The organism is Microvirga zambiensis WSM3693, assembly GCF_016735695.1.
In the GTDB taxonomy this organism is placed as follows: Bacteria; Pseudomonadota; Alphaproteobacteria; order Rhizobiales; family Beijerinckiaceae; genus Microvirga; species Microvirga zambiensis.
This window is the reverse complement of the sequence record NZ_JAERQD010000018.1, coordinates 77,495-98,228: the sequence shown is the minus strand read 5'-3', so window position 1 is coordinate 98,228 and position 20,734 is coordinate 77,495. Positions and strand designations below refer to the sequence as shown.

General features: G+C 66.0%; 23 protein-coding genes. 15 read left to right on the top strand and 8 right to left on the bottom strand.

Going from position 1 to position 20,734, the window contains the following annotated elements; translation table 11 throughout:
- Positions 1-144: 144 nt before the first annotated feature.
- Positions 145-2,733 carry an ABC transporter permease gene (locus tag JKL46_RS15585; protein WP_201834391.1) on the bottom strand — a complete coding sequence of 863 codons (2,589 nt, stop codon included), beginning with the start codon at positions 2,731-2,733 and terminating at the stop codon, positions 145-147.
- 12 nt (positions 2,734-2,745) lie between these two features.
- Positions 2,746-3,438, bottom strand: coding sequence for an ABC transporter ATP-binding protein (locus tag JKL46_RS15580; RefSeq protein ID WP_201834389.1), 693 nt, complete (start codon positions 3,436-3,438; stop codon positions 2,746-2,748).
- 72 nt (positions 3,439-3,510) lie between these two features.
- Here JKL46_RS15580 and JKL46_RS15575 point away from each other — a divergent pair, with 72 nt between their 5' ends.
- The 7 genes from JKL46_RS15575 (at position 3,511) to JKL46_RS15545 (ending at position 8,783) form a co-directional block, all read left to right on the top strand.
- Positions 3,511-4,185: an arylesterase gene (locus JKL46_RS15575; protein WP_201834387.1), complete on the top strand. Its 675-nt coding sequence runs from the start codon at positions 3,511-3,513 to the stop codon at positions 4,183-4,185.
- A gap of 66 nt (positions 4,186-4,251) precedes the next feature.
- Positions 4,252-5,295, top strand: a complete 1,044-nt coding sequence (locus JKL46_RS15570; RefSeq protein ID WP_201834385.1) for an aldo/keto reductase — start codon at positions 4,252-4,254, stop codon at positions 5,293-5,295.
- 301 nt (positions 5,296-5,596) lie between these two features.
- Positions 5,597-6,133, top strand: a complete 537-nt coding sequence (thpR, locus tag JKL46_RS15565; protein WP_201834383.1) for an RNA 2',3'-cyclic phosphodiesterase — start codon at positions 5,597-5,599, stop codon at positions 6,131-6,133.
- 36 nt (positions 6,134-6,169) lie between these two features.
- Positions 6,170-6,760, top strand: coding sequence for a histidine phosphatase family protein (locus tag JKL46_RS15560; protein WP_201834381.1), 591 nt, complete (start codon positions 6,170-6,172; stop codon positions 6,758-6,760).
- A 226-nt stretch (positions 6,761-6,986) separates the two neighbouring features.
- The gene (locus tag JKL46_RS15555) at positions 6,987-8,003 is read left to right on the top strand and encodes a YeiH family protein (RefSeq protein WP_201834379.1); all 1,017 of its coding nucleotides are present in this window, start codon (positions 6,987-6,989) and stop codon (positions 8,001-8,003) included.
- A gap of 66 nt (positions 8,004-8,069) precedes the next feature.
- Positions 8,070-8,372 (top strand): 4a-hydroxytetrahydrobiopterin dehydratase, encoded by a 303-nt coding sequence (locus JKL46_RS15550; protein WP_201834377.1) that lies wholly within the window; start codon positions 8,070-8,072, stop codon positions 8,370-8,372.
- A gap of 3 nt (positions 8,373-8,375) precedes the next feature.
- The gene (locus JKL46_RS15545) at positions 8,376-8,783 is read left to right on the top strand and encodes a GFA family protein (RefSeq protein WP_201834374.1); all 408 of its coding nucleotides are present in this window, start codon (positions 8,376-8,378) and stop codon (positions 8,781-8,783) included.
- A gap of 166 nt (positions 8,784-8,949) precedes the next feature.
- Here the strand turns inward: JKL46_RS15545 and JKL46_RS15540 are convergent, their stop codons facing one another.
- Complete coding sequence (locus tag JKL46_RS15540; RefSeq protein ID WP_201834372.1) at positions 8,950-9,735, bottom strand: SDR family NAD(P)-dependent oxidoreductase; 786 nt, start codon at positions 9,733-9,735, stop codon at positions 8,950-8,952.
- Positions 9,736-9,816: 81 nt separating this feature from the next.
- Here JKL46_RS15540 and JKL46_RS15535 point away from each other — a divergent pair, with 81 nt between their 5' ends.
- From JKL46_RS15535 to rlmN, 4 genes are all read left to right on the top strand, one after another.
- Positions 9,817-10,212, top strand: a complete 396-nt coding sequence (locus JKL46_RS15535) for a YkvA family protein (RefSeq protein WP_201834370.1) — start codon at positions 9,817-9,819, stop codon at positions 10,210-10,212.
- A gap of 82 nt (positions 10,213-10,294) precedes the next feature.
- A complete protein-coding gene (locus JKL46_RS15530) occupies positions 10,295-10,456 on the top strand; it encodes a hypothetical protein (protein WP_201834368.1) in 162 nt (53 codons plus the stop codon).
- Between the two features lie 47 nt (positions 10,457-10,503).
- Entirely contained in the window at positions 10,504-11,223 is a 720-nt protein-coding gene (locus tag JKL46_RS15525) for a hypothetical protein (protein WP_201834366.1), read from the top strand.
- A gap of 373 nt (positions 11,224-11,596) precedes the next feature.
- Positions 11,597-12,910: a dual-specificity RNA methyltransferase RlmN gene (gene rlmN / locus JKL46_RS15520; RefSeq protein ID WP_246529334.1), complete on the top strand. Its 1,314-nt coding sequence runs from the start codon at positions 11,597-11,599 to the stop codon at positions 12,908-12,910.
- Positions 12,911-13,048: 138 nt separating this feature from the next.
- Here the strand turns inward: rlmN and JKL46_RS15515 are convergent, their stop codons facing one another.
- Positions 13,049-13,555, bottom strand: a complete 507-nt coding sequence (locus tag JKL46_RS15515; protein ID WP_201834364.1) for a hypothetical protein — start codon at positions 13,553-13,555, stop codon at positions 13,049-13,051.
- A gap of 129 nt (positions 13,556-13,684) precedes the next feature.
- Here JKL46_RS15515 and JKL46_RS15510 point away from each other — a divergent pair, with 129 nt between their 5' ends.
- The 4 genes from JKL46_RS15510 (at position 13,685) to JKL46_RS15495 (ending at position 16,423) form a co-directional block, all read left to right on the top strand.
- Positions 13,685-14,182 carry a hypothetical protein gene (locus JKL46_RS15510; protein WP_201834362.1) on the top strand — a complete coding sequence of 166 codons (498 nt, stop codon included), beginning with the start codon at positions 13,685-13,687 and terminating at the stop codon, positions 14,180-14,182.
- A gap of 137 nt (positions 14,183-14,319) precedes the next feature.
- On the top strand, positions 14,320-14,919 hold the full coding sequence (locus JKL46_RS15505; protein ID WP_201834360.1) for a LemA family protein: 600 nt from the start codon (positions 14,320-14,322) through the stop codon (positions 14,917-14,919).
- A 91-nt stretch (positions 14,920-15,010) separates the two neighbouring features.
- A complete protein-coding gene (locus JKL46_RS15500) occupies positions 15,011-15,811 on the top strand; it encodes a TPM domain-containing protein (protein WP_425493276.1) in 801 nt (266 codons plus the stop codon).
- On the top strand, positions 15,812-16,423 hold the full coding sequence (locus tag JKL46_RS15495; protein ID WP_201834356.1) for a TPM domain-containing protein: 612 nt from the start codon (positions 15,812-15,814) through the stop codon (positions 16,421-16,423).
- 93 nt (positions 16,424-16,516) lie between these two features.
- Here JKL46_RS15495 and JKL46_RS15490 read toward each other — a convergent pair whose 3' ends face one another.
- The 4 genes from JKL46_RS15490 to JKL46_RS15475 form a co-directional block, all read right to left on the bottom strand.
- Positions 16,517-17,269 (bottom strand): DUF1223 domain-containing protein, encoded by a 753-nt coding sequence (locus JKL46_RS15490; RefSeq protein ID WP_201834354.1) that lies wholly within the window; start codon positions 17,267-17,269, stop codon positions 16,517-16,519.
- Between the two features lie 123 nt (positions 17,270-17,392).
- Positions 17,393-18,319 carry a lipid A biosynthesis lauroyl acyltransferase gene (locus JKL46_RS15485; RefSeq protein WP_343074063.1) on the bottom strand — a complete coding sequence of 309 codons (927 nt, stop codon included), beginning with the start codon at positions 18,317-18,319 and terminating at the stop codon, positions 17,393-17,395.
- Positions 18,320-18,663: 344 nt separating this feature from the next.
- On the bottom strand, positions 18,664-19,686 hold the full coding sequence (locus tag JKL46_RS15480) for a zinc-binding dehydrogenase (RefSeq protein ID WP_201834352.1): 1,023 nt from the start codon (positions 19,684-19,686) through the stop codon (positions 18,664-18,666).
- 301 nt (positions 19,687-19,987) lie between these two features.
- A complete protein-coding gene (locus JKL46_RS15475) occupies positions 19,988-20,734 on the bottom strand; it encodes an SDR family NAD(P)-dependent oxidoreductase (protein WP_201834350.1) in 747 nt (248 codons plus the stop codon).

Below are 20,734 nucleotides of genomic sequence, written 5' to 3'. Positions count from 1 at the left end.
GTAAAATATGAGAGGTTGGCGCTTGTTCCGCAAGAGGGAGCGCCGAGCTTCAAGGTTTCGTGAGAAGAACCCGGGAGAGCAGTTTTAAGGCTGCTCCCCGCCACGGTCTTCAGCTCTTTTCAGCCCCTGTCGAACGGCCGGGCTTCAAAGATTTCGCAAGTATTGCGCCGGCTTTTGACTGAGGATGCGCCAGGTGCCCATCAGCCCCAGGCCGACGCTGACGAGAACCGCCAGCAGGCAGGCGAGAAGAGCCCCCGTGAGATCCAGCGTGAAGGCGAGGTTCATCACGCGTGTCAGGATGAAATAGGCGGCGAGCGTGCCGGCGATGAGGCCGAACATGGCGGTGGCGAGCCCCAGCAGCCCGTATTCGAGGGCATAGGCCGAGATCAGCCGCGCCCGGGTGGCGCCCAGCGTCTTCAGCACCACCGCATCGTAGAGCCGCGCCCGGTGGCCGGCCGCGAGCGCACCGGCGAGCACCAGAAGGCTCGCGATGAGCGCGATGGAGCTCGCCCCGCGGATCGCCATGACGAGCTGCGAGACTACGTCGTTGACCGCCTCGAGCGCGTCCTTCACCCGCACGCTCGTGACCATCGGGTAGGCCTGGGCCGAGCTCCTGAGGATACGGGCATCGAGCGCCGGATCCGAGCCGTTCGGGAAGGTGACTGTGGCGAGATGCGTGTGCGGGGCGCCGGCGAAGGTGTTGGGCGAGAACACCATGACGAAGTTGATGCCCATCGAGCGCCATTCGATCTCGCGCAGGTTGGCGATGGTGGCGCTGATGTTGCGCCCGAGCACGTTGACCGTGATCTCGTCGCCGATCTTGAGACCCAGACCCTCCGCGATCTTGCGGTCGAACGAGACGAGAGGTTTGCCGCGATAGTTTTCCGGCCACCACTCGCCCGCAACGATGTTCGAGCCCTCCGGCGGCTTTTGCGAATAGGTGATGCCGCGGTCGCCCTCCAGCACCCAGGAGACATCCTCGGGCGCCTTGACTTCGGCGACGGGGCGTCCGCCGAGGGTGACGAGACGTCCGCGCATCATCGGAACGCGCTCGATATGGGCGTCGGTGGCCTGGTTCTTCAGAAAGCCCTCGAAGGAATCGGCCTGCTGGTTCGGGATGTCGAGGAAGAAGAAGCTCGGCGCCTTCTCCGGCAGGCTCTGCGTCAGCTGACGGGTGAGGTTGCTGTCGATCACGGCAAGCGTCACGAGGAGCGTGATGCCGAGGCCCAGCGAGAGCACCAGCGAGGGCGTGAGCGCGCCGGGGCGGTGGATGTTGGCGAGCGCGAGGCGCGGGGCCGTCCTCTTCGGACGCGGCAGGCGGCGGGCGAGCGCCATGATGCCCTGCGCAACCAGACGCAGCAGCACGAAGGATCCGGCCGCGGCGCCCACGAACATGAGCGCGATGCGCTGGTCATAGGCCGCGACCAGCGACAGCCCGACGAGCGCCGCGACGGAGACGGCGAGCGCGATCACGTAGCGCTTGCGCGGCCAGCGCCGCTCCGGATCGATCTGGTCCCGGAAGAGTCCCGAGACCGGCACGTCATGGGCGCGGCCCAGAGGCGCGATGGCGAAGACCAGGGCCGTGAGCGCGCCGTAGAGCAGCGCGATCCCGAGCTCGCTCCAGGCCAGCGTCGGCTGAATCGGAATCGGCAGGAGATGGCCGAAGAAGGCCGTGATCACGAAGGGCAAGGCGGCGCCGAAGGCGAGACCGATGCCGATGCCGACAAGGGCGATCAACATCACCTGCGTGAGATAGAGCATCACCACCTGCCCGCCCGGCGCGCCGAGGCTTTTCAGGGTGGCGATGGAGGCGCGCTTGCGGTCGACGAAGCCGCGCACTGCATTGGCGACGCCGACGCCGCCCACCAGCAGGGCGGTGAGGCCGACCAGGGTCAGGAACTGGGTGAATCGCTCGATGTTGCGGGCGAAGCGCGGATCGGCATTGAGCCGCGTGCGGATGTTCCAGCCGGCCTCCGGCAGAAGATGGTTCGCCTCCGTCTGGATCTGGGTCAGCCCCTCCTCGGTGGAGAGCGAGGGCGGCAGGGTGAGCCGGTAGGTCCAGCGCACCAGGCTGCCCGGCTGGACGAGCCCGGTCGCCTTCAGCGCCTCCTGCGAAAGGAGCAGCCGCGGCCCGAAGCCGATGCCGTCGGCGATCTTGTCGGGTTCGGAATCGAGGCGCGCCCGCAATTCGACGTTCGCGGCACCGACCGTGACCCGGTCGCCGACCTTCAGGTCGAGCCGCGCCAGAAGCGCCGGATCGACCGCAGCCCCAAAGGCGCCGTTCCTCTCGGCGAAGAGATCGGCCGGGGCAAGCTGCGGATCCGTTTCGAGGGTGCCGATTGTGGGATAGCCCCCATCGACCGCCTTCATCTCGACGAGGCCGGAGCCCTTTTCGCCGGCGACCGCCATGGCGCGCATGGTGGCGATGACCGCGACCCGCCCCTTGGTTTCGAGAAAAGCCCGCTCGGGACCTGCCGCCTCGCGCTGAAGCAGGGAGAAGGCCATGTCGCCGCCCAGAATCCGCCGTCCCTCACGGGTGATGCCCTCGGTGAGCGACCGGGACAGGGACGAGACGCTGGCGATCGCGGCGACTCCGAGCGCGATGCAGGCGAGAAAGATGCCGAAGCCCGTCAGTCCCCCGCGCAGCTCGCGGAAGGCGAGGCGCAGCAGGAGCGGCATGCGGGAGGCGGAGGAAGGCCGTCTCGGTGGCGTGGCCGGAAGGGTGCCGTGCATGAACGAAAATCCTTAGGCCACGGCGGAGGCCGCGCCGGTCTCCACCTGGCCGGAGCGCAGGCGCACCATGCGGTCGCAGAGGCGGGCGAGGTTGAGATCGTGGGTCACGAGCACCAGGGTCGCGCCCCGGTCGCGCTTGAGGGCGAAGAGCAGGTCGACGATGGACTGGCCGGTCGTCTCGTCGAGATTGCCGGTCGGCTCGTCCGCCACCAGGATCGCCGGATCCGGCACGATGGCGCGGGCGATCGCCACCCGCTGCTGCTCGCCGCCCGAGAGCTGCGCCGGATAATGATGCAGACGAGATCCTAAGCCCACCGCCTGCAGCTCGGCCTCGGCGCGCTCGAAGGCCTCGTCCTCGCCGGCGAGCTCGAGGGGCAGCGCCACGTTCTCGAGCGCCGTCATGGTGGGAACGAGATGGAAGGACTGGAACACGATGCCGATCCGGCGGCCGCGGAAGCGCGCGAGCGCATCCTCGTCGAGACCCGACAGATCGGTGCCGTCGACGACGATCCGGCCCGAATCGGGCCGCTCCAACCCGGCCATCGTCATGAGCAGGGTCGACTTTCCCGAGCCGGACGGTCCGACGAGGCCCACCGCCTCGCCCCGCGCGATATCGAGGGAGATGCCTTTGAGGATATGCACCCGCGCGGCGCCGCGCCCGAGACTCAAATCGACGTCGTGCAGCGCGATGGCCTTGTCCTGCATGCCTCTTCACCCGATCTTCTGGAAAATTGAAACTTGTCCGGTTCTAGTCCCGGAAAGATAGGAAGCCTATCGATGAAGCGCCAATCCGGCTCATTCATGACGATCATTTTTGCGTGTGCGGCCATGCTTGCGACAGCCTTTGCCGGGTTGATCGCCATCCCTCCGGCAGCGCAGGCGCAGGGCCAGCCGCTCCGCCTCGTGGCGCTCGGCGACAGCCTGAGCGCCGGCTACAACCTGCCGCAGGAAGCCGCCTTCCCGACCGTGCTGGAGCGCGCACTCAAGGCCAAGGGCTACAAGGTGGAGGTCACGAACGCGGGCGTCTCGGGCGACACCTCGTCCGGCGGCCTCGACCGGCTCGACTGGTCGGTTCCCGACGGCACCGACGGAGTGATCCTGGAGCTCGGCGCCAACGACATGCTGCGCGGGCTCGATCCGGCGGGGACCCGCAAGAACCTGGAGGCCATCGTCGAGCGCTTGCGGGCCCGCAACATCCCGGTGATGCTCGCCGGCATGTATGCCTCGCGCAATCTCGGACCCGATTACGTGCAGAAATTCGATGCCATCTATCCGGAGATTGCGAAGACGCACGACCTTGTGCTCTACCCCTTCTTCCTGGATGGAATCGCCGGCGATCGAGCCCTCAACCTGCCCGACGGGCTGCACCCGACGGCCAAGGGCGTGGAGATCATCGTCGAGCGGATCCTGCCCAGCGTCGAGAGCTTTCTCGCCCGTCTTTCCCAGCGCTGAGCCGCCTCAGCGCCTCATTCCTGCCTGAACGCAGCGGTTGATTCCGCTGCGAGGAGCTTGATACCCATGGAACATCGCCGCCTCGGCCGCACGGATCTCAACGTCAGCCTCATCTGCCTCGGCACCATGACCTGGGGCCAGCAGAACACCGAAGCCGACGGCCATGCGCAGATGGATTATGCCCTCGACCGGGGCATCAACTTCTTCGACACGGCCGAACTCTACTCGATCCCGCCGCGCCCCGAGACGCAAGGCTCCACGGAGCGGATCATCGGCTCCTGGTTCAAGGCGCGCGGCACCCGCGACAAGGTGATTCTCGCCACCAAGGTGGTCGGTAGCACCGACAACACCTGGTTCCGCGACAACGGCGCCAAGGGCGAACTCTCCCGCGCGCAGGTCGAGGAGGCGGTGAACAAGAGCCTCAAGCGGCTCGGGACCGACTATATCGATCTCTATCAGATCCACTGGCCCGACCGCCCGATGCCCTGGGGCTCGAACCCGACGATCTTCCGCCACCAGGAAGGGGAATCCCACCCCATCGCCGAGACGGTCGAGATCATGACCGGCCTGGTGAAGGCCGGAAAGATCCGCCATTTCGGCCTTTCCAACGAGAGCGCCTGGGGCACCATGAGCTTCCTCAAGCATGCGGATGCCAAGGGGCAGGCCCGGGTGCAGTCGGTGCAGAACGCCTACAACCTCCTCAACCGCACCTACGAGGTGGCGCTCGCCGAGGTGACGATGCAGGAGAACGTGAGCCTGCTCGCCTATTCGCCGCTCGGTCAGGGCTACCTGACCGGCAAATATCTCGACGGGGCCCGCCCGGCCGGCACGCGTACCACCCTGTTCGGTCGCGGCCAGCGCTACGAGAACCCGACCGCCGAGGCGGCGATCCGCAAATACGTCGCGCTCGCCCGGGAGTTCGGCCTGGATCCGGCCCAGATGGCGCTGGCCTTCGTCAATTCGCGCCCCTTCCTCACGTCGAACATCATCGGCGCGACCTCGATGGAGCAGCTGAAGACGGATATCGCCTCCATCGACGTGACGATCACGCCGGAGCTCGAGGAGCGCATCAACGCCATCCATGTCGAGCACTGCAATCCGTGCCCGTAAGATGAGGGTCATCCCGGACGGCGGAGCCGATCCGGGATCGCTTTCAGAACGAGACGCTGGAACCCTCTCCCTCCTTGTGGGGGAGAGTTGGAGAGGGGGGTGTAAGCGATAGCCTGTGAAGGTTTGGCGCCAGCACCCCCCTCCCTAGCCCTCCCCCACAAGGAGGGAGGGGACGCCTGCGCCACACTCGTCCGACGATCCCGGATCGTCGCTTCGCTCGTCCGGGATGACGTTTTACGATCTGGAACAAACCCCGCCGCCAATCGTCTGACGCAGTATCAGCAGCCTCGGGAGGTGCCGCATGCCACGTCTGTTCACCGGCATCGAGATCCCGCCCGATATTACGCTGGTCCTGTCGCAGTTTCGCGGCGGCCTTCCGGGTGCGCGCTGGATCGACCCTGAGAATTATCACCTCACCCTGCGTTTCATCGGCGATATTGACGACCGCATGGCGGAGGACGTCACCTCGATCCTCGGCGAGACGCGGGCCCGACATCCGCTCAGCCTCACTATCAACGGGCTCGACAGCTTCGGCGGTGGAAAACCCCGCGCGGTCTTCGCGCGCACCTCCGGCAACAGCGAGCTGATTGCGCTGCAGGCGGAGCAAGAGCGCCTCCTGCGCCAGGTCGGCCTAGCCCCGGAACCCCGAAAATTCACGCCGCATGTGACCCTGGCGCGCCTGAAGAACGCCTCGCCGATCGCTGTGGCGGACTACATCGCGACGCGCGGCCATTTCCCGAAGGTGTCCTTCACCGCCGAGCGCTTCGTGCTGTATTCCTCGCGCGCCTCGGTCGGCGGCGGCCCCTATGTGATCGAGGCGGCCTACCCATTGAGCTAGCTCGACGCGACCGTGCAGGAGGGCTACATCGCGCCCATGGCATCGCTCATCTTCCTCACCCATCCCGAAGTGGTCATCGACCCGAACCAGCCGGTTCCCGAATGGCCGCTGAACGCCATCGGGAGCGCCCGCATGGAGCGCTTCACGGAGCAGCTCGCGGACAGAGATGTCTCCGCAATCTATGCCAGCACCGAGCGCAAGGCGATGGACGGCGCCGCCATCGTGGCGGAGCGGCTCGGCCTGTCCTACGCAACGGACCCCGATCTCGGCGAGAACGACCGCTCCGCGACGGGCTACATCGCACCACCGGAATTCTGGGACGTGGTGCGCGAGTTTTTCAGCAATCCGCACAAGAGCATCCGCGGCTGGGAGCGCGCCATCGATTCGCAGGCGCGCATCGTGAATGCGATCAGCCGGATCCTGCGCGAGGACGAAACCTCCGGCGATATCGTCGTCGTGTCCCATGGCGGCGTCGCCCGCCTGCTCACCGCGCATCTGCAGCAGGTCGAGATCGGCCAGGAAAGCCGCCCCTCCCATCCGGGCGGCGGCTGCTTCATCCGCATCGACCGCGATTCGTTCGCGCTGACGCAGGACTGGCGGAATATCGAGGACGGGTTTGCGGATTAGGTGAGTTTCTCAGCTGTCATTCCGGCCTTAAGGCCGCCGGGGATCGCACCCTCTCGCGTCATGGCCGGGCGTGTCCCGGCCATCCCGATGGTATGAAGCACCGCATTCTTCGGACCGAGATCACCGGCACAAGGCCGGTGATGACAGGGGTGCGTTTCGGGCTTGCATCCCGGCGGCCTAAGGACTAGCCCCTCCCAAGCAAGCCGCAGGACTTCAAAGAAATCCCATGAACCGCAACCGCATCGCGCAACTGGCGCCCGGCATCGCCCTGTGCGCGGCGATTGCGCTTGCGGCGATTCTCCTGCAGCGGCTCGAGGAGCATTGGACCGGGCGGCCCTGGCTCGAGGCGCTCGTCATCGCGATTCTCTTCGGCACCGCGGTCAGAACGGCCTGGACGCCTGGAATGCGCTGGGTTCCCGGCATCGGCTTCTCGGCCAAGACCCTGCTCGAGATCGCCGTGATGCTGCTCGGCGCCTCGATCAGTGCGCAGGCGGTCGTCGAGGCGGGCGTCGGTCTCATCCTGGGCATCGCCGTCGTGGTGGCTTTGGCGATCGGGGCGAGCTACGGCCTCGGGCGCATGCTCGGCCTGCCCTGGCGCATGGCGGTGCTGGTCGCCTGCGGCAACGCGATCTGCGGCAACTCGGCGATTGCGGCAGTGGCGCCGGTGATCGGCGCCAAGCCGGAAGATGTCGCTTCCTCCATCGCATTCACGGCGATCCTCGGCGTCATCGTCGTGCTCACCCTGCCGCTTCTGGTGCCGATTCTCGACCTGTCCCTCACCCAATACGGCGTGCTTGCCGGGCTCACGGTCTATGCGGTGCCGCAGGTGCTCGCGGCGACCGTGCCGGTCAGCGCGGTCAGCACGCAGCTCGGCACCCTGGTGAAGCTGGTGCGCGTGCTGATGCTGGGCCCGGTGGTCATCGGCCTCTCGCTCGCCGCGGGCCGCAATGCAGCCGAGGCGACGGCGCGCCTGTCCTTGAGCCGACTGGTGCCCTGGTTCATCCTCGGCTTCCTCGGCCTTGCGGTGCTGCGCTCCCTCGGCCTCATCCCCGATGTGCTTCTGCGTATCGCAAGCCCCGTCGCAACGCTTCTGACCGTCATCTCGATGGCCGCGCTCGGCCTCGGCGTCGATCTGAAGGTCCTCGGCCGCGTCGGCGGGCGGGTGACGCTCGCCGTGACGCTCTCGCTTCTGGTGCTGATGGCCATCAGCCTCGCGCTGATCCGGCTGCTCGGGCTGCCCTGAACCCTTGAAACATCGCCCCCGCGCTTCATCACTATGGATGGCCCGTTCTCACGATGAAGTGCACCCATGCCTCGCCTGACCGAATCCGAGCGTTCCGAACTCCTGCCGGCCCTCGACGGCTGGGCGCTCGTCGAAGGGCGCGATGCGCTCCACAAACGCTTCCTCTTCGAGGATTTCAGCGCCGCCTTCGGCTGGATGACCCGCGTCGCCCTCGCGGCGGAAAAAATGAACCACCATCCCGACTGGTCCAACAGCTACAACAAGGTCGACGTCACCCTCTCCACCCACGACGCCAAGGGCCTGACGCGCCGCGACGTGGAGATGGCGCAGCGCATGGACCAGCTGGCGGTGGGATTGCTGAGGCGATAGGCCATGAGCGAGATGCGCATCCGCACGGGAGGCTGTGCCTGCGGGCAGCTGAGATTCGAGGCAAGCGGCGAGCCGAAGCGCGTGGGTCTGTGCCATTGCATGACCTGCCGCAAGATCAGCGGTGCCCCCTTCAGCGCCTATGTGATCTTCGCCGCCGACCAAGTGACGATCACCGGTGAAACCAAGAGCTGGTCCGCCTCGCCGACGACCGAGGACTGCTTCTGCCCCGTTTGCGGCTCGCAGGTCTTTGCTCGGGATGCGGGCGGCGAAACCGAGATCAGGCTCGGCGCCTTCGACGAGCCCAACCTGTTCACGCCGACCTATGAATTATGGGCCAAGCGCCGCGAGCACTGGCTCGGCACCCCGGGTCTCGAAAGCTTTTTGGAGAACCGGGAGGAAAACGCATCCTGAGAGCCTGACTCGCCAAACTCTGTCCTCATCCTGAGGAGCCACGAAGTGGCGTCTCGAAGGAGGATCCAGTGCACACTGAAAGCGCCCTCGTCCTTCGAGACGTTGCTGCGCACCTCCTCAGGATGAGGGCTTACGATCATGCCGTCTCGAACCGATCCCGGATCGTCTATTTCGGCTGCATGCGCAGGGCGCCGTCGAGGCGGATGCCTTCGCCGTTGAGCATGTCGTTCTCGATGATCGCCTTGACCAGCGTGGCGTATTCCTCGGGCCGGCCGAGGCGCGAGGGGAACGGCACGTTGGCCTCCAGCGCCTTGCGGTAATCCTCGGCGATGCCCTCGAAAAGCGGCGTGTGGAACAGGCCCGGCAGGATCGTCATCACCCGGATGCCGAAGCCCGACAGATCGCGCGCGACGGGGAGCGTCAGGCCCAGCACGCCGCCCTTGGAGGCGGCATAGGCCGCCTGGCCGATCTGCCCGTCCTGCGCCGCCACCGACGAGGTGTTGACGATGACGCCGCGCCCACCATCCGGCGTCACCGGATCGAGCCCGGCCATGGCGGCTGCGCATTTCGAGATCATCGCATAGGTGCCGATCAGATTGATCTCGACCGCGCGGCGGAAGCTCGCCACGTCGTGCGGGATCAGTTCGCCGGTCTCGCGTTTCTTCGCGACCGTGCGCTTGCCCGGCGCGATGCCGGCGCAATTGACGAGAATGCGCTCGATGCCGTGCACGGCACGCGCCGCGGCAAGCGCCGAATCGATGGAGGCCTCGTCGGTCACGTCGCATTGGCAGAACACCCCGCCGATCTCGCGCGCAACCGCGTCGCCGCGCTCCGCGTTCATATCGAGGATGGCCACCTTGGCGCCGTTGGCGGCCAGCATGCGGGCCGTGGCCTCGCCAAGGCCGGAGGCGCCACCGGTGACGATTGCTGCCATCAATTTGTCGAGCTTCATCGCTTTTCTCCCTGCGTCAGGAGATGTCTTACGGTATCCTCGCGCAAGCCGGAACCGGAGAGTATGGAAGGAAGAGTCGAGATGAGTGAACCCTTCATGAAGCCTTTCAGCAAGGCCGAGATGGAGGCTATGCGTCGGGCGACCCAGGACGAGGCAAGGGACGAAGAAGGTCTCAAGCGTCGCTTCTGGGCCAAGCTGAAGCGTGTTGCCGGCAAGATCCCCTTCGCGGAGGATCTCGTTGCGGCCTTTTTCTGCGCCACCGATCCCGCGACCCCGAGCCGGGTGAAGCTGATTCTCCTCGGCGCCATCGCCTATTTCGTCTTCCCGGCGGATGCGATCACCGATCTTCTGCCGCTGTTCGGCTTCGCCGACGACGCGGCCGTCCTCGCCGCGGCCATCACCCAGGTCGCAGGCTCCATCACCGACGAGCACCGCGCGCGGGCCAAGACCGCGCTGGAGGACAACAAGAAAGCTTGAGCATAGCCCCGGCAGGACCCGATTCGGGCAGAGGAATATTGACTTATTGCAATGTTATTTCTTGTCGTTATAAGTGATTCTGTTGCGTAAAAGTGATTTTGATCTCCTCGACCTTTGCAAAAACAAAAAAGTGATTGAGTGGTACTGCGTTCGGGTCGCCTCGGCGGCCCTTTTTATTGCGCTGAAGGATGTTCCTTCCACCGCCGCGTTTCGACGCATCGCCAATCCTGCGGCACAGCCTTAACGGAGATGGTGAAGAGTTCTTAACCATCCGCTTGTATGGTCCGCCCCATGATACCTGCATCCTTTCAGCGCGGCTTCGCCGCGGGCATCCTTTCCGCCGTTCTCGTCATCGGAACCGGACCTGCCGCCCTGGCGCAGGCCCAGCGTTCGACGCAATCCCCGACCCGCTCGACCCCGGCAAAGCCGGCGCCGGCTGCGAAACCCGCCGCCAAGCCCGCACCGACGACGACCAGAGCCAACGCGGCCAAGCCGGCGGCGGCAGCAGCCGCAGGTGCCGCGGCCGGTGCGGCAGCCGCGAAGCCTGCCCAGGCCGCGACGGGTCCGGGCGGCGCCTCGCTTCTGACGTCTTATGGCGACTGGGGCGTCTATACGGCCCAGACCGGCCGCTCGAAGATCTGCTATGCGCTGAGCCAGCCCAAGGACCGGATGCCCAAGAACCTGAACCGGGATCCCGCCTATCTCTTCGTGTCGTTCCGCCCGGCGGAGAACGTGAAGAACGAGGTCGCGCTGGTGCTGGGCTTCGCCGCCAAGGAGAACGGCCCGGCGGAAGCCGCAGTCGGCAATGCCTCCTATGCGCTGATCGCCAAGGCGGCCAATGCCTGGCTGAAGAACCCCGCCGAGGAAGGCCAGGCCATTTCCACCATGACGCGCAGCGGCACCATGACCGTCAAGATGCAATCCGCCCGCGGCTCGAGCCTGACCGACCGCTATTCCCTGAACGGCTTCGGCAAGGCGCTGGAGCATGCCCGCAAGGAATGCGCGTCGTAGGAAAGTGGCTGAAATCAACTCTAAGCCCTCATCCTGAGAGGCTGGCCCATAAATCTTAGGCCTCATACTGAGGAGCCGCGGAGCAGCGTCTCGAAGGATCGTCCAGTGGTCTCTGGAACCGCCCTCGTCTTTCGAGACGGGAGCAATGCTCGCTCCTCAGGATGAGGGCTATCGGGGCGCAAACCCATGACGAGCCACCCTCTCAGGATGAGGATGGAGTTGATATCCCTGTCTTCAAAACGGTTGAAAATCGCCACGCCGATGAGCATGTTCCGGGCCCGAGGGTCCGGAATTTTGCGTTGCGAGGCTCACGTTTCCGACGCAATCGTGTTATATGGCCGCTCGATCCCAACAACGAGGCTGAAGATTTCCCATGGCGACGGTGCTCGACATCGCCAAACACAACCCCAATGCGGCCACCTTGGCCGTGAGCGATGCCGCGCGCGCGGCGGGGTTCATCGAAAAGAAGGCGGAGCTGAACGTCGTGGCGGGGGCAACCCCCGGCGGCGCATCGCTCGTCGGCCTCACCCGCGACCAGCTGAAGGATTCGCTCTTCGCCATCGGCGTGCCGGAGCGCGAGCTCAAGATGCGCGTGGCCCAGCTCTGGCACTGGATCTACTTTCGCGGGGCCAAAGAATTCTCCGAGATGACCAATGTGGGCAAGGAGCTGCGCGCGAAGCTCGCCGCCGCCTATACGCTCGCCCGCCCGCAGGTGGTCTCGGAGCAGGTGTCGAAGGACGGCACCCGCAAATGGCTGATCCGCATGGCCTCGACCGGTCCGCTCGACAAGGGCGCCGAGATCGAGTGCGTATACATTCCGGAAGTCGACCGCGGCACGCTCTGCGTCTCGAGCCAGGTCGGCTGCACGCTCACCTGCTCCTTCTGTCACACGGGCACCCAGCGCCTCGTGCGCAACCTGACCTCGGCCGAGATCGTGGCGCAGCTCATCGTCGCCCGCGATTCCATCGGCGACTGGCCGCATGCGACGCCGCCGGAGGGTGCTTTCGTACCGAACGACGGCAGCCGCTTCGTGTCGAACATCGTGTTCATGGGCATGGGCGAGCCGCTCTACAACATCGACAACGTGATCGCCGCCATCGACGTGATGTCGGACGGCGAGGGCCTGACCCTGTCGCGCCGGCGCATCACCGTTTCCACCTCCGGCGTCGTGCCGCAGATGGAGCGCCTCGGCACTGAAGCCAACACCATGCTCGCGATCTCGCTCCATGCGGTACGCGACGAGCTGCGCGACGAGCTGGTGCCGATCAACCGCAAGTACGACATCAAGCAGCTGCTCGATGCCTGCCGCGCCTATCCCGGCCTGTCGAATGCCCGCCGCATCACCTTCGAATACGTGATGCTCAAGGGCGTGAACGATTCGGATGCCGATGCGCGCGAGCTCGTGCGGCTGCTGAAGGGTATTCCGGCCAAGATCAACCTGATTCCGTTCAATCCCTGGCCCGGCTCGAAATACGAGTGCTCGGACTGGGAGCGGATCGAGCGCTTCTCCGAGATCGTCTTCCGCGCCGGCTATGCCTCGCCCGTGCGCACCCCGCGCGGCCGCGACATCCTCGCCGCCTGCGGCCAGCTCAAGAGCGAGACCGAGAAGCTGCGCGCCCGCGCCCGCATGATGGCCGAACAGGGCATTGGCGCCGAGGGCGTCTATGCGCTCGGTGATGGGGAATAGGCCTCAGATCCCTCCTACGTCATGGCCGGGCTTGTCCCGGCCATCCCGATCCGGGAAGCGATCCGTCCCTCACATCGAGATCACCGGCACCTATCCCCGGATCAAGTTCGGGGAGGTGATGACGAAGAATGAAATTCCCTAAGCGTTGTCCCGCACCGCCTGCGCACGCTTGCCTGCCTGCGAGATGCGGCCCGCATCCATCGGGTTGACGATGCGGTCGCGGCGGGTGCTCGCGTTCTTTTGCATGCCTTTCCGCGGCGTTCTGCCGGAATCGGGGCGCGCCGACGCCTCCGCACCCTGGCGAAGGGCCAATGCACGGCGGGCGTTCTCCCGCAGTTCCTCCGCCTTGCGGCGCGTCCGCTCGCTGTTGATCCGGGTCAGCGCCTCGGCGAGGACGCGCGCCTTCTGCCGGTTGCCGGCATCCTGCTTCTCGAAACTCGTGGCCTGCCGGCTCTTGCCGCGGACCTCGCGGCGCTGGCGATGGGCGATGTCCCGGGCCCGGTCGCGCCGCTCGCGCAGGCGCTGCGTCAGATCCTTCAGCGCCCCCTCCTCCAGCTTGCCCAGCACCGGATAGCGGGTCTGTTCGACGAGGGTGAATTCCTCGTCGCTCATGAGCCGCCGCTCGTCCAGCTTCGACGTCGCCATGGCGTCCTCCTCCTGCATGGATGCCCGCCGCCCGGCTGCTTAAACTAGCGCAACATACCGCTGGGGAAACCACACGGCCCCGGTGGCGCCTCTGGCGGCGCGGGGTGAACTTTGCCACTATGCGGCAGCATGATCCGCTGGCTTCTCCTCATTCCCTTCGCGCTCATCATCGCCATCGGCGTGAGCGGCACCTTCTTCCTCATCGCCTCCATCGTCGATCCGGTCATGGCGACGCTGACCGGCGACACGCTCTTCGTCGGCTTCTGGTCGCTGATCGATGCGATCTTCGCGGCGGACGATCCCACGCCCATCGTCGAGGACGCGTTTCTCGCCGTCGGACGGATCCTGTTCACGCTGCTCATCTTCCCGCTGCTCCTGATCGCCTTGGTCAGCGAGGTCCTCGGAATGCGCAGCCTGCTCTGGCATGCGCTCGCCACCGGCGTACTGACGGCGGCGGTGCCGTGGATCCTGCGCGGCGCAGCCCGGGTCGGCACGCCGGCCGAATTGCACGTGACGCTCGTGCTCGGGCTGACCGGTGCGGTGGCGGGCCTCGTCTATTGGGCGATCGCCGGCGGACGGGAGCCGCGGCGCCCCGAGCCCCACGCGCCGCTGTCCTCCGGATCCTGACGTCGCAATCCCGGCTGCATTCCCAGCTGCATTCCTATGTGTACGGCTGCCGGAATCCGGCTTGTTGAATCGGGAACCCTGCTCCATCTCTGATCTCAGCAAAGGTTCGCAGAAACCGAATCGCGAGAAGGACCGACATGACGGCTTTGCTTTTACGGATGCGCGTGGCGCTGACCGGCATGATCGTGGCCGTGGCCCTGGCCGGCTGCGGCATCAACAATGTCCCGACCCTGGAAGAACAGGCCAAGGCTGCCTGGAGCGAGGTTCAGAACCAGTACCAGCGCCGGGCCGACCTCATTCCCAACCTCGTCGAGACGGTGAAAGGCTTCGCCCAGCAGGAGCGCGAGGTGCTGACCCAGGTGACGGAAGCGCGCGCGAAGGCCACGCAGATCAAGGTCGATGCATCCACCGTCACGGATCCTGAAAAATTCCGCCAGTTCCAGGAGGCGCAGAACCAGCTCTCCGGTGCCCTGGGACGGCTGCTCGCCACCGTCGAGCGCTATCCCGAGCTGAAGTCGAATGCCAATTTCCTGGCCCTGCAATCCCAGCTCGAGGGCACGGAGAACCGCATCGCGGTCGCGCGGCGCGACTACATCTCGTCGGTGCAGGCCTTCAACACGGAGCTGCGCACGATCCCGGGCCGCTGGATCGCCGCCATCGTCTATCCGAACGCCAAGCCGATGGAGACCTTCACCGCCACCGCCGGCTCCGAGCGCCCGCCCGAGGTGAAGTTCTGAGCTGATGACAGGCGCATCGCCTTTCCCCTCCCTCCTTGTGGGGGAGGGCCAGGGAGGGGGGTGTGAGCGCTACGCTGATTCTAGTCTGGCGCTGACACCCCCCTCTCCAACTCTCCCCCACAAGGGGGGAGAGGGTTTGGTCGCGCTCTTCATCACCCTCCTCATCCTCCTCTTCACCCTCCCCGCCCTCGCCCAGACCTTCCCGCCTCTCACCGGCCGCGTCGTCGATGCGGCGAACCTTCTCAGCGCCGAGCAGCGGGCGGCTCTCGAGGCGAAGCTGAAGGCCCACGAGGACAAGACCACCGATCAGGTGGTGGTCGCGACATTGCGCTCCCTCGAAGGCTACGAGATCGAGGATTATGCCAACCGCCTGTTCCGGCACTGGCAGCTCGGCCAGAAGGGCAAGGACAACGGCGCGCTCCTCCTCGTCGCGCCGCAGGAGCGCAAGGTCCGCATCGAGGTCGGCTATGGGCTCGAAGGGGCGCTGACGGATGCGCTGTCCAAGGTGATCATCACCACCGCCGTCGCGCCGCAATTCCAGAAGGGCAATTTTGCCGGCGGCATCGATGCGGGCGTCGATGCCATGCTCTCGATCCTGACTGGCGATGCGGAGGAATGGCACCGGCGGGCGGAGGTGCGCGAGGACAACACCACGGGCTTCGACCCGGTCCTCGCCTTCATCATCCTGCTGATCCTGTTCATCCTGATCTCGCGCCTGATGGGCGCCGGACGCGGACGCAGCGCCGGGCGTGGGCGCCGCGGCCCCTGGATCGTCACGACGGGCGGCGGCGGATGGTCCGGTGGCGGCGGAGGGTGGTCCGGCGGAGGAGGAGGCGGCTTCTCGGGCGGAGGCGGCTCGTCCGGCGGCGGCGGTGCCTCGGGGAGCTGGTAGATGATTTCAGCCGCAGATCAGACCCGCATCGCCCAGACGATCGGAGACGTGGAGGACGATACCTCCGGCGAGGTCGTGCTGGTGATTGCCGAGCAGGCGGGCCATTACCGCGCCATTCCGCTCCTTTGGGCCTTGTTGGCAGCGCTCGCGACGCCCTGGCCCCTGCTCTGGCTCACCGGCCTGAGCGCCTCGCGCATCCTTCTGATCCAGCTCGCGGTGGCCTTGGTGCTGAGCCTGGTCCTGTCCTGGCCGCAGCTGCGCTATACCCTGGTGCCGCGCTCCATCAAGCGCGCCCAGGGACATGAGGCGGCCTCGCAAGAGTTTCTGCGGCGCGGGCTCACCCGGACTCGGGAGAAGACCGGCGTGCTGATCTATCTGGCGCTCGCCGAGCACCATGCCGAGATCCTTGCCGATACCGGCATCGCGGACCGGGTCGATGCGGAGATCTGGACCGGCATCGTCGCCGATCTCACCGGCGCCATCGGTGCGGGCCAGCTCACGGAGGGTCTGATCGAGGCGATCCGGCGCATAGGCGCGATCCTGGCCGAGCACGCTCCTCCGCGCCTGGACGACGTGGACGAATTGCCCAACAGGGTGATCATTCTGCCGTGACGAGACCTATCTCCACTTGCGTGGAATCATCTCACTTCTTTGGTGCGCCGCATTTTTTGACGGCGAACCGGACCCACTTCGCCGAAAAATGCTCTAGAATCCGGGGCCCTTCGCGGCACCCAGGATGACGCCCGGCTTTTCCGCATCGGTGCTCTGCAGCAGCACCACATAGGCGTCGCCGCCTTTACGCGCCGTCTCGACCGAAACCTCGAAGCGGGCGGCACCGCCGCGCCATTCGCCGAGGCGGTTCAACCCGCGCACCACATTGGCATAGGTGATCGTCTTGCCGCGATTCTCGCCGCGTTCGATCGGCACCGTCTGCTCCCTCAGGACAGGCAGAACCCAGATTTCCCCCTCGCGCTGCGTCGTGTCGGGGGTCTCCTCGACAGCGATCGTCACCGTGCCGTTCTGCTCGCTCAGATTGACCGTGACCGGAAGGGCCTTGCGGCCCTTCGATGTGTATTGGATGGCCTTCTCGATCTGAGCCCGGTCGGAGCCGATGCAGGATTTCTTGCCATTGACGATCATCTGCGGCGTGAAGACCTGCCGGTCGCTGCGGCCGTGAGCATAGGCCTTCTGCCGCTCGGTGAAGGCCACATGGGCGAGCGTGTCCTTCCAGCCGAGATAATCCCAGTAATTGACCGGCAGGGACAGGGCGATGATGTCCGGCTGACGGGAATATTCCACCAGCAGCGCGTCGGCCGGCGGGCAGGAGGAGCAGCCCTGGCTCGTGAAGAGCTCGACAACCGCGCGCGGCGGATCCGCCAAGGCAGTCTGGGGGAGGACAGGCTGCAGGAGGGCGGCCAAGCCGAGGGCCGCCAGGGTCAGTGTCAAACGGGACGCCATGATGGCCGCCATGGAACACGAAATCGGGCGGAAGGGAAACTCACGTTACCTTGAGCGCCAGAACATCGTGCGAAAAAGTAGAGCATCGGATCAGATCCCAAAAGCCGATTCCACTTTTGGGTCTTATGCTTTGGCAGGCACGCGCCAGCGCCGATGCATCCACAGCCATTGCTCGGGATATTCCCGCACCCACTCCTCCACCACCGAAGTCATGGCCTGCATGGCGCCCTGCACGTTGATCTGTCCGTCGGGATCGCGCGGCAGGTCGAGAGGCGGCGTGAGCTGCAGGCGGAAGCGGTGGTTCGGGAGGCGGATGACCCGCACCCCATGGACCGGGCAGTCGAAGCGGCGGGCGAACTTTCCCAGGATCGGGTTCACCAGGGCCGGGCGGCCCATGAAGTTGACGATCACGCCGCGGGTGAAATGCTGGTCGATGAGCATGCCGAGATGGCCGCCCTTCTCCAGCGCCCCCTGCATGGCGAAGGCTGCGCCCTGGCGGGCCGCCTCCAGGCTGCCCATGGTCTCGCTGCGGATCTCGTGCAGGACGCGCCCGATGGCCGGATCGTTAGGGGCGCGGAACACCGCCGTGGCATCGAGCCCGAAGCGCGCGGCGCAGATGGCGGGCAGCTCCCAGTTCGCCAGATGGGACGAGAAGATGATCCCCGGCTTGCCGTCGTCCCTCAGGCTGAGGAAGTGGTCGATGCCGTCGACCTCGGTGCGGCCGGGAATCGTGCCCTCGGGATCGAAATCGAACAGGCGGCCGAGATGCGGATACTCGCCGCCGGTGCGGCCGAGATTGTCCCAGGCGGCGCGCGCGATGGCCTTGACCTCGGCCTCCGGCTTCTCCGGATAGGCGGCGCGGATATTGGCGAGCGCCGTCCGGTGCGGCTTCAGCAGCGGGCCGATCCAGCGGGCAAGCGCCGCCCCCACCGCACCCGAGCGCTCGGGCCCGAGTGCCCGCGAGAAGGCGAAGACGCCGCGCACAAAGCCGACCATGACCGTTCCGAGGAAGCGCGAGACGAGGTTGCGGGAACGGTGGGGCTTGTGCACGTCGGAGAAATCCTGGCCTGAAAAGAAAAGTCCCCGCGTCATTTCGCGAGGAGGCGGTTTAGTCAAGGACTGATGGCGCGACCCTTTTACCAGAGATCGGCTCGCTTTCCTGCTGTCTCCCACGGCTCTCATGCTGAGAGGCTGGCTCATCAATCTCTGACCTCATCCTGAGGAGATCGCGAAGCGATCGTCTCGAAGGAGGATCCAGAGTGCACTGGAAGCGCCCTCGTCCTTCGAGACGCCGCCTGCGGCGGCCCTCAGGATGAGGGCTCAGGGGGCAGAAACCCTTTATGAGCCAGACTCTCAGAATAAGTTCCGCAGAGCTTGATGCGCCAGACTTGCAGTCAGAACGTCACGACCACTTTGCCGAAGACCTTGCGGCCCTCGAGCCGCTCCAAGCCTTGTCGGAATTCGTCCAGCGGGAAAACCGCATCGATCACCGGGGTCATGCCGCCGGCCATCTTCTCCAGCGACTGCGCGATGTTCTCGATCCGGCAGCCGAAGGACCCGAAAATCCGGTATTGCTGCTGGAAGAGCTGCATCAGGTTCATGGTGGTGGAGACGCCCGAGGTCGAGCCGCAGGTGACGAGGCGTCCGCCGCGCTTGAGGCACAGTAGCGAGCCGTTCCAGGTCTCGGCGCCCACATGCTCGAACACCACGTCGACGCCCTTGCGCTTGGTGAGCCGCCGCACTTCGCCCTCGAAGCGCTCGGTGCGGTAATTGACCACGTAATCGGCGCCGAGCGCCTTCGCCTTCTCGCCCTTCTCGTCGTCGCCCACCGTCGTATAGACCGTGCAGCCGATGGCCTTGGCCATCTTGATCGCCGCGGTGCCGATGCCGGAGCCGCCCGCGTGGACGAGGATCGACTCGCCCGGTTCCAGCTTCGCGTTGTCGAACAGCATGTGCTGCACGGTGCCGAAGCCGATCGGCGCGCAGGCAGCCTGCTCGAAGGACACGCCCTTCGGCACCGGGATGACGAGGCGTTCGGGCCGGTTGATCAGTTCGCGGGCGAAGCCGTCGATATGGAAGCCCATGATGCCGGCGACATTCTCGCACAGATTGTCCCAGCCCTTCAGGCAGGCCTTGCAATGGCCGCAGGTCTCGGCGCCGTACATGGTCACCGGGTCGCCCGCCTTGAAGCGCGTGACGCCCTCGCCCACCGCGGCGATCTCACCCGAGGCCTCGACGCCGACGGCCTGCGGCATCTTGCGCTTGGCGAAGGCCATGCCGCGAAAGCCCCAGACATCGAGATAGTTCAGCGCCAGCGCCTTCACCCGCACCTGCACCTCGCCGGGAGCGGGAGGAGGAGGCGCCTCCATCTCGGTGATGCGAAGGTCACGGTCGCCGAAGAGTTGTAGGGAGCGCATGAAAGCCAATCCTGATCGCGTTTCCGCTTGCGTCTCAAAGCGCAGCGGTCACGGAGAAATTCTTTTCCGGCGGCTTAAAGGGCGAGCGGGTGAATGGCAAGCTCCGGGCATTCCAGCAGGACGTGACGATGCTGTCCGGCCGGTCCTGTTCACGTCATGGCCGGGCTCGTCCCGGCCATCCCGACGCAGCAGAGCGCGGCGCCTCCCGGATCGAGATCGCCGGCACAAGGCCGGTGATGACAGTGCCAAGCTGGTTTGCGCGATCCCGGATCGCCTGCGGCGTCCGGGACGACACTCATGGTCACCGATGTACGCCGAGCATCGAGGTGAGCCCGCCGTCGATGGGGAGCACCGTGCCGGTGATGTAGGCGGCGGGTTCGCTCATGAGGAAGGCGGCGAGGCCGGCGATCTCTTCCGGCTTGGCGAAGCGTCCGGCCGGGATCTGCTTTTCCATGTTGTCGCGGTAGGCCGCGTAGGGCGCCATCATGTCCGTGTCGATGAAGCCCGGCGCAATCACGTTGACCGTCACATTGCGCTTGGCGGTCTCCACGGAAAGCGTGCGGCAATAGGAGATCAGGGCGCCCTTGGAGGCGGCATAGGCGGCATTGCCCGGATTGCCCTGGAGCGCGGCCACCGAGCCGATGGCGACGATGCGGCCGGCCTTCGCGCGGATCATGCCGCGCATGAGCGCCTTGGCGATGCGGGTGAGCGACCAGAAGTTCACCTGCATGGCCGCCTCGGCCTTGTCCTGCTGCATCATGGCGGCGAGCGCGTCATAGGGCTGGCCGGCGTTGTGGATGAGCCCGAAAAAGCTCTCGCCTTCGATGCCCTCGCAGAAGGCTTCGAGCGCGGCCTTGTCGGCGAGATCGACCTCATGCGCCTTGATGGTGCGGCCGGGATTGGCCTGCATCAGCTCGTCGGCCAGCGCCTTCGCGGCGTCTCCGGACGAGCGATAAGTGAAATCGACATCGTGGCCGGCGGCCACGAGAGCCCGCACGATGGCCGCGCCGACGCCTTTACCGCCGCCGGTGACGAGAATGCGGGTCAT

Excerpts from the sequence above, each read along its gene's own strand:
- JKL46_RS15575 (WP_201834387.1), top strand. The coding sequence starts at position 3,511 with ATGAAGCGCCAATCCGGCTCATTCATGACGATCATTTTTGCGTGTGCG.
- JKL46_RS15570 (WP_201834385.1), top strand. The coding sequence starts at position 4,252 with ATGGAACATCGCCGCCTCGGCCGCACGGATCTCAACGTCAGCCTCATC.
- JKL46_RS15515 (WP_201834364.1), bottom strand. The coding sequence starts at position 13,555 with ATGGCGACGTCGAAGCTGGACGAGCGGCGGCTCATGAGCGACGAGGAA.
- JKL46_RS15480 (WP_201834352.1), bottom strand. The coding sequence starts at position 19,686 with ATGCGCTCCCTACAACTCTTCGGCGACCGTGACCTTCGCATCACCGAG.
- JKL46_RS15505 (WP_201834360.1), top strand. The coding sequence starts at position 14,320 with ATGACGGCTTTGCTTTTACGGATGCGCGTGGCGCTGACCGGCATGATC.
- rlmN (WP_246529334.1), top strand. The coding sequence starts at position 11,597 with ATGGCGACGGTGCTCGACATCGCCAAACACAACCCCAATGCGGCCACC.
- JKL46_RS15525 (WP_201834366.1), top strand. The coding sequence starts at position 10,504 with ATGATACCTGCATCCTTTCAGCGCGGCTTCGCCGCGGGCATCCTTTCC.
- JKL46_RS15560 (WP_201834381.1), top strand. The coding sequence starts at position 6,170 with ATGGCATCGCTCATCTTCCTCACCCATCCCGAAGTGGTCATCGACCCG.
- JKL46_RS15475 (WP_201834350.1), bottom strand. The coding sequence starts at position 20,734 with ATGACCCGCATTCTCGTCACCGGCGGCGGTAAAGGCGTCGGCGCGGCC.
- JKL46_RS15540 (WP_201834372.1), bottom strand. The coding sequence starts at position 9,735 with ATGAAGCTCGACAAATTGATGGCAGCAATCGTCACCGGTGGCGCCTCC.
- JKL46_RS15550 (WP_201834377.1), top strand. The coding sequence starts at position 8,070 with ATGCCTCGCCTGACCGAATCCGAGCGTTCCGAACTCCTGCCGGCCCTC.
- JKL46_RS15490 (WP_201834354.1), bottom strand. The coding sequence starts at position 17,269 with ATGGCGTCCCGTTTGACACTGACCCTGGCGGCCCTCGGCTTGGCCGCC.
- JKL46_RS15555 (WP_201834379.1), top strand. The coding sequence starts at position 6,987 with ATGAACCGCAACCGCATCGCGCAACTGGCGCCCGGCATCGCCCTGTGC.
- JKL46_RS15545 (WP_201834374.1), top strand. The coding sequence starts at position 8,376 with ATGAGCGAGATGCGCATCCGCACGGGAGGCTGTGCCTGCGGGCAGCTG.
- JKL46_RS15535 (WP_201834370.1), top strand. The coding sequence starts at position 9,817 with ATGAGTGAACCCTTCATGAAGCCTTTCAGCAAGGCCGAGATGGAGGCT.
- JKL46_RS15495 (WP_201834356.1), top strand. The coding sequence starts at position 15,812 with ATGATTTCAGCCGCAGATCAGACCCGCATCGCCCAGACGATCGGAGAC.
- JKL46_RS15580 (WP_201834389.1), bottom strand. The coding sequence starts at position 3,438 with ATGCAGGACAAGGCCATCGCGCTGCACGACGTCGATTTGAGTCTCGGG.
- thpR (WP_201834383.1), top strand. The coding sequence starts at position 5,597 with ATGCCACGTCTGTTCACCGGCATCGAGATCCCGCCCGATATTACGCTG.
- JKL46_RS15510 (WP_201834362.1), top strand. The coding sequence starts at position 13,685 with ATGATCCGCTGGCTTCTCCTCATTCCCTTCGCGCTCATCATCGCCATC.
- JKL46_RS15585 (WP_201834391.1), bottom strand. The coding sequence starts at position 2,733 with ATGCACGGCACCCTTCCGGCCACGCCACCGAGACGGCCTTCCTCCGCC.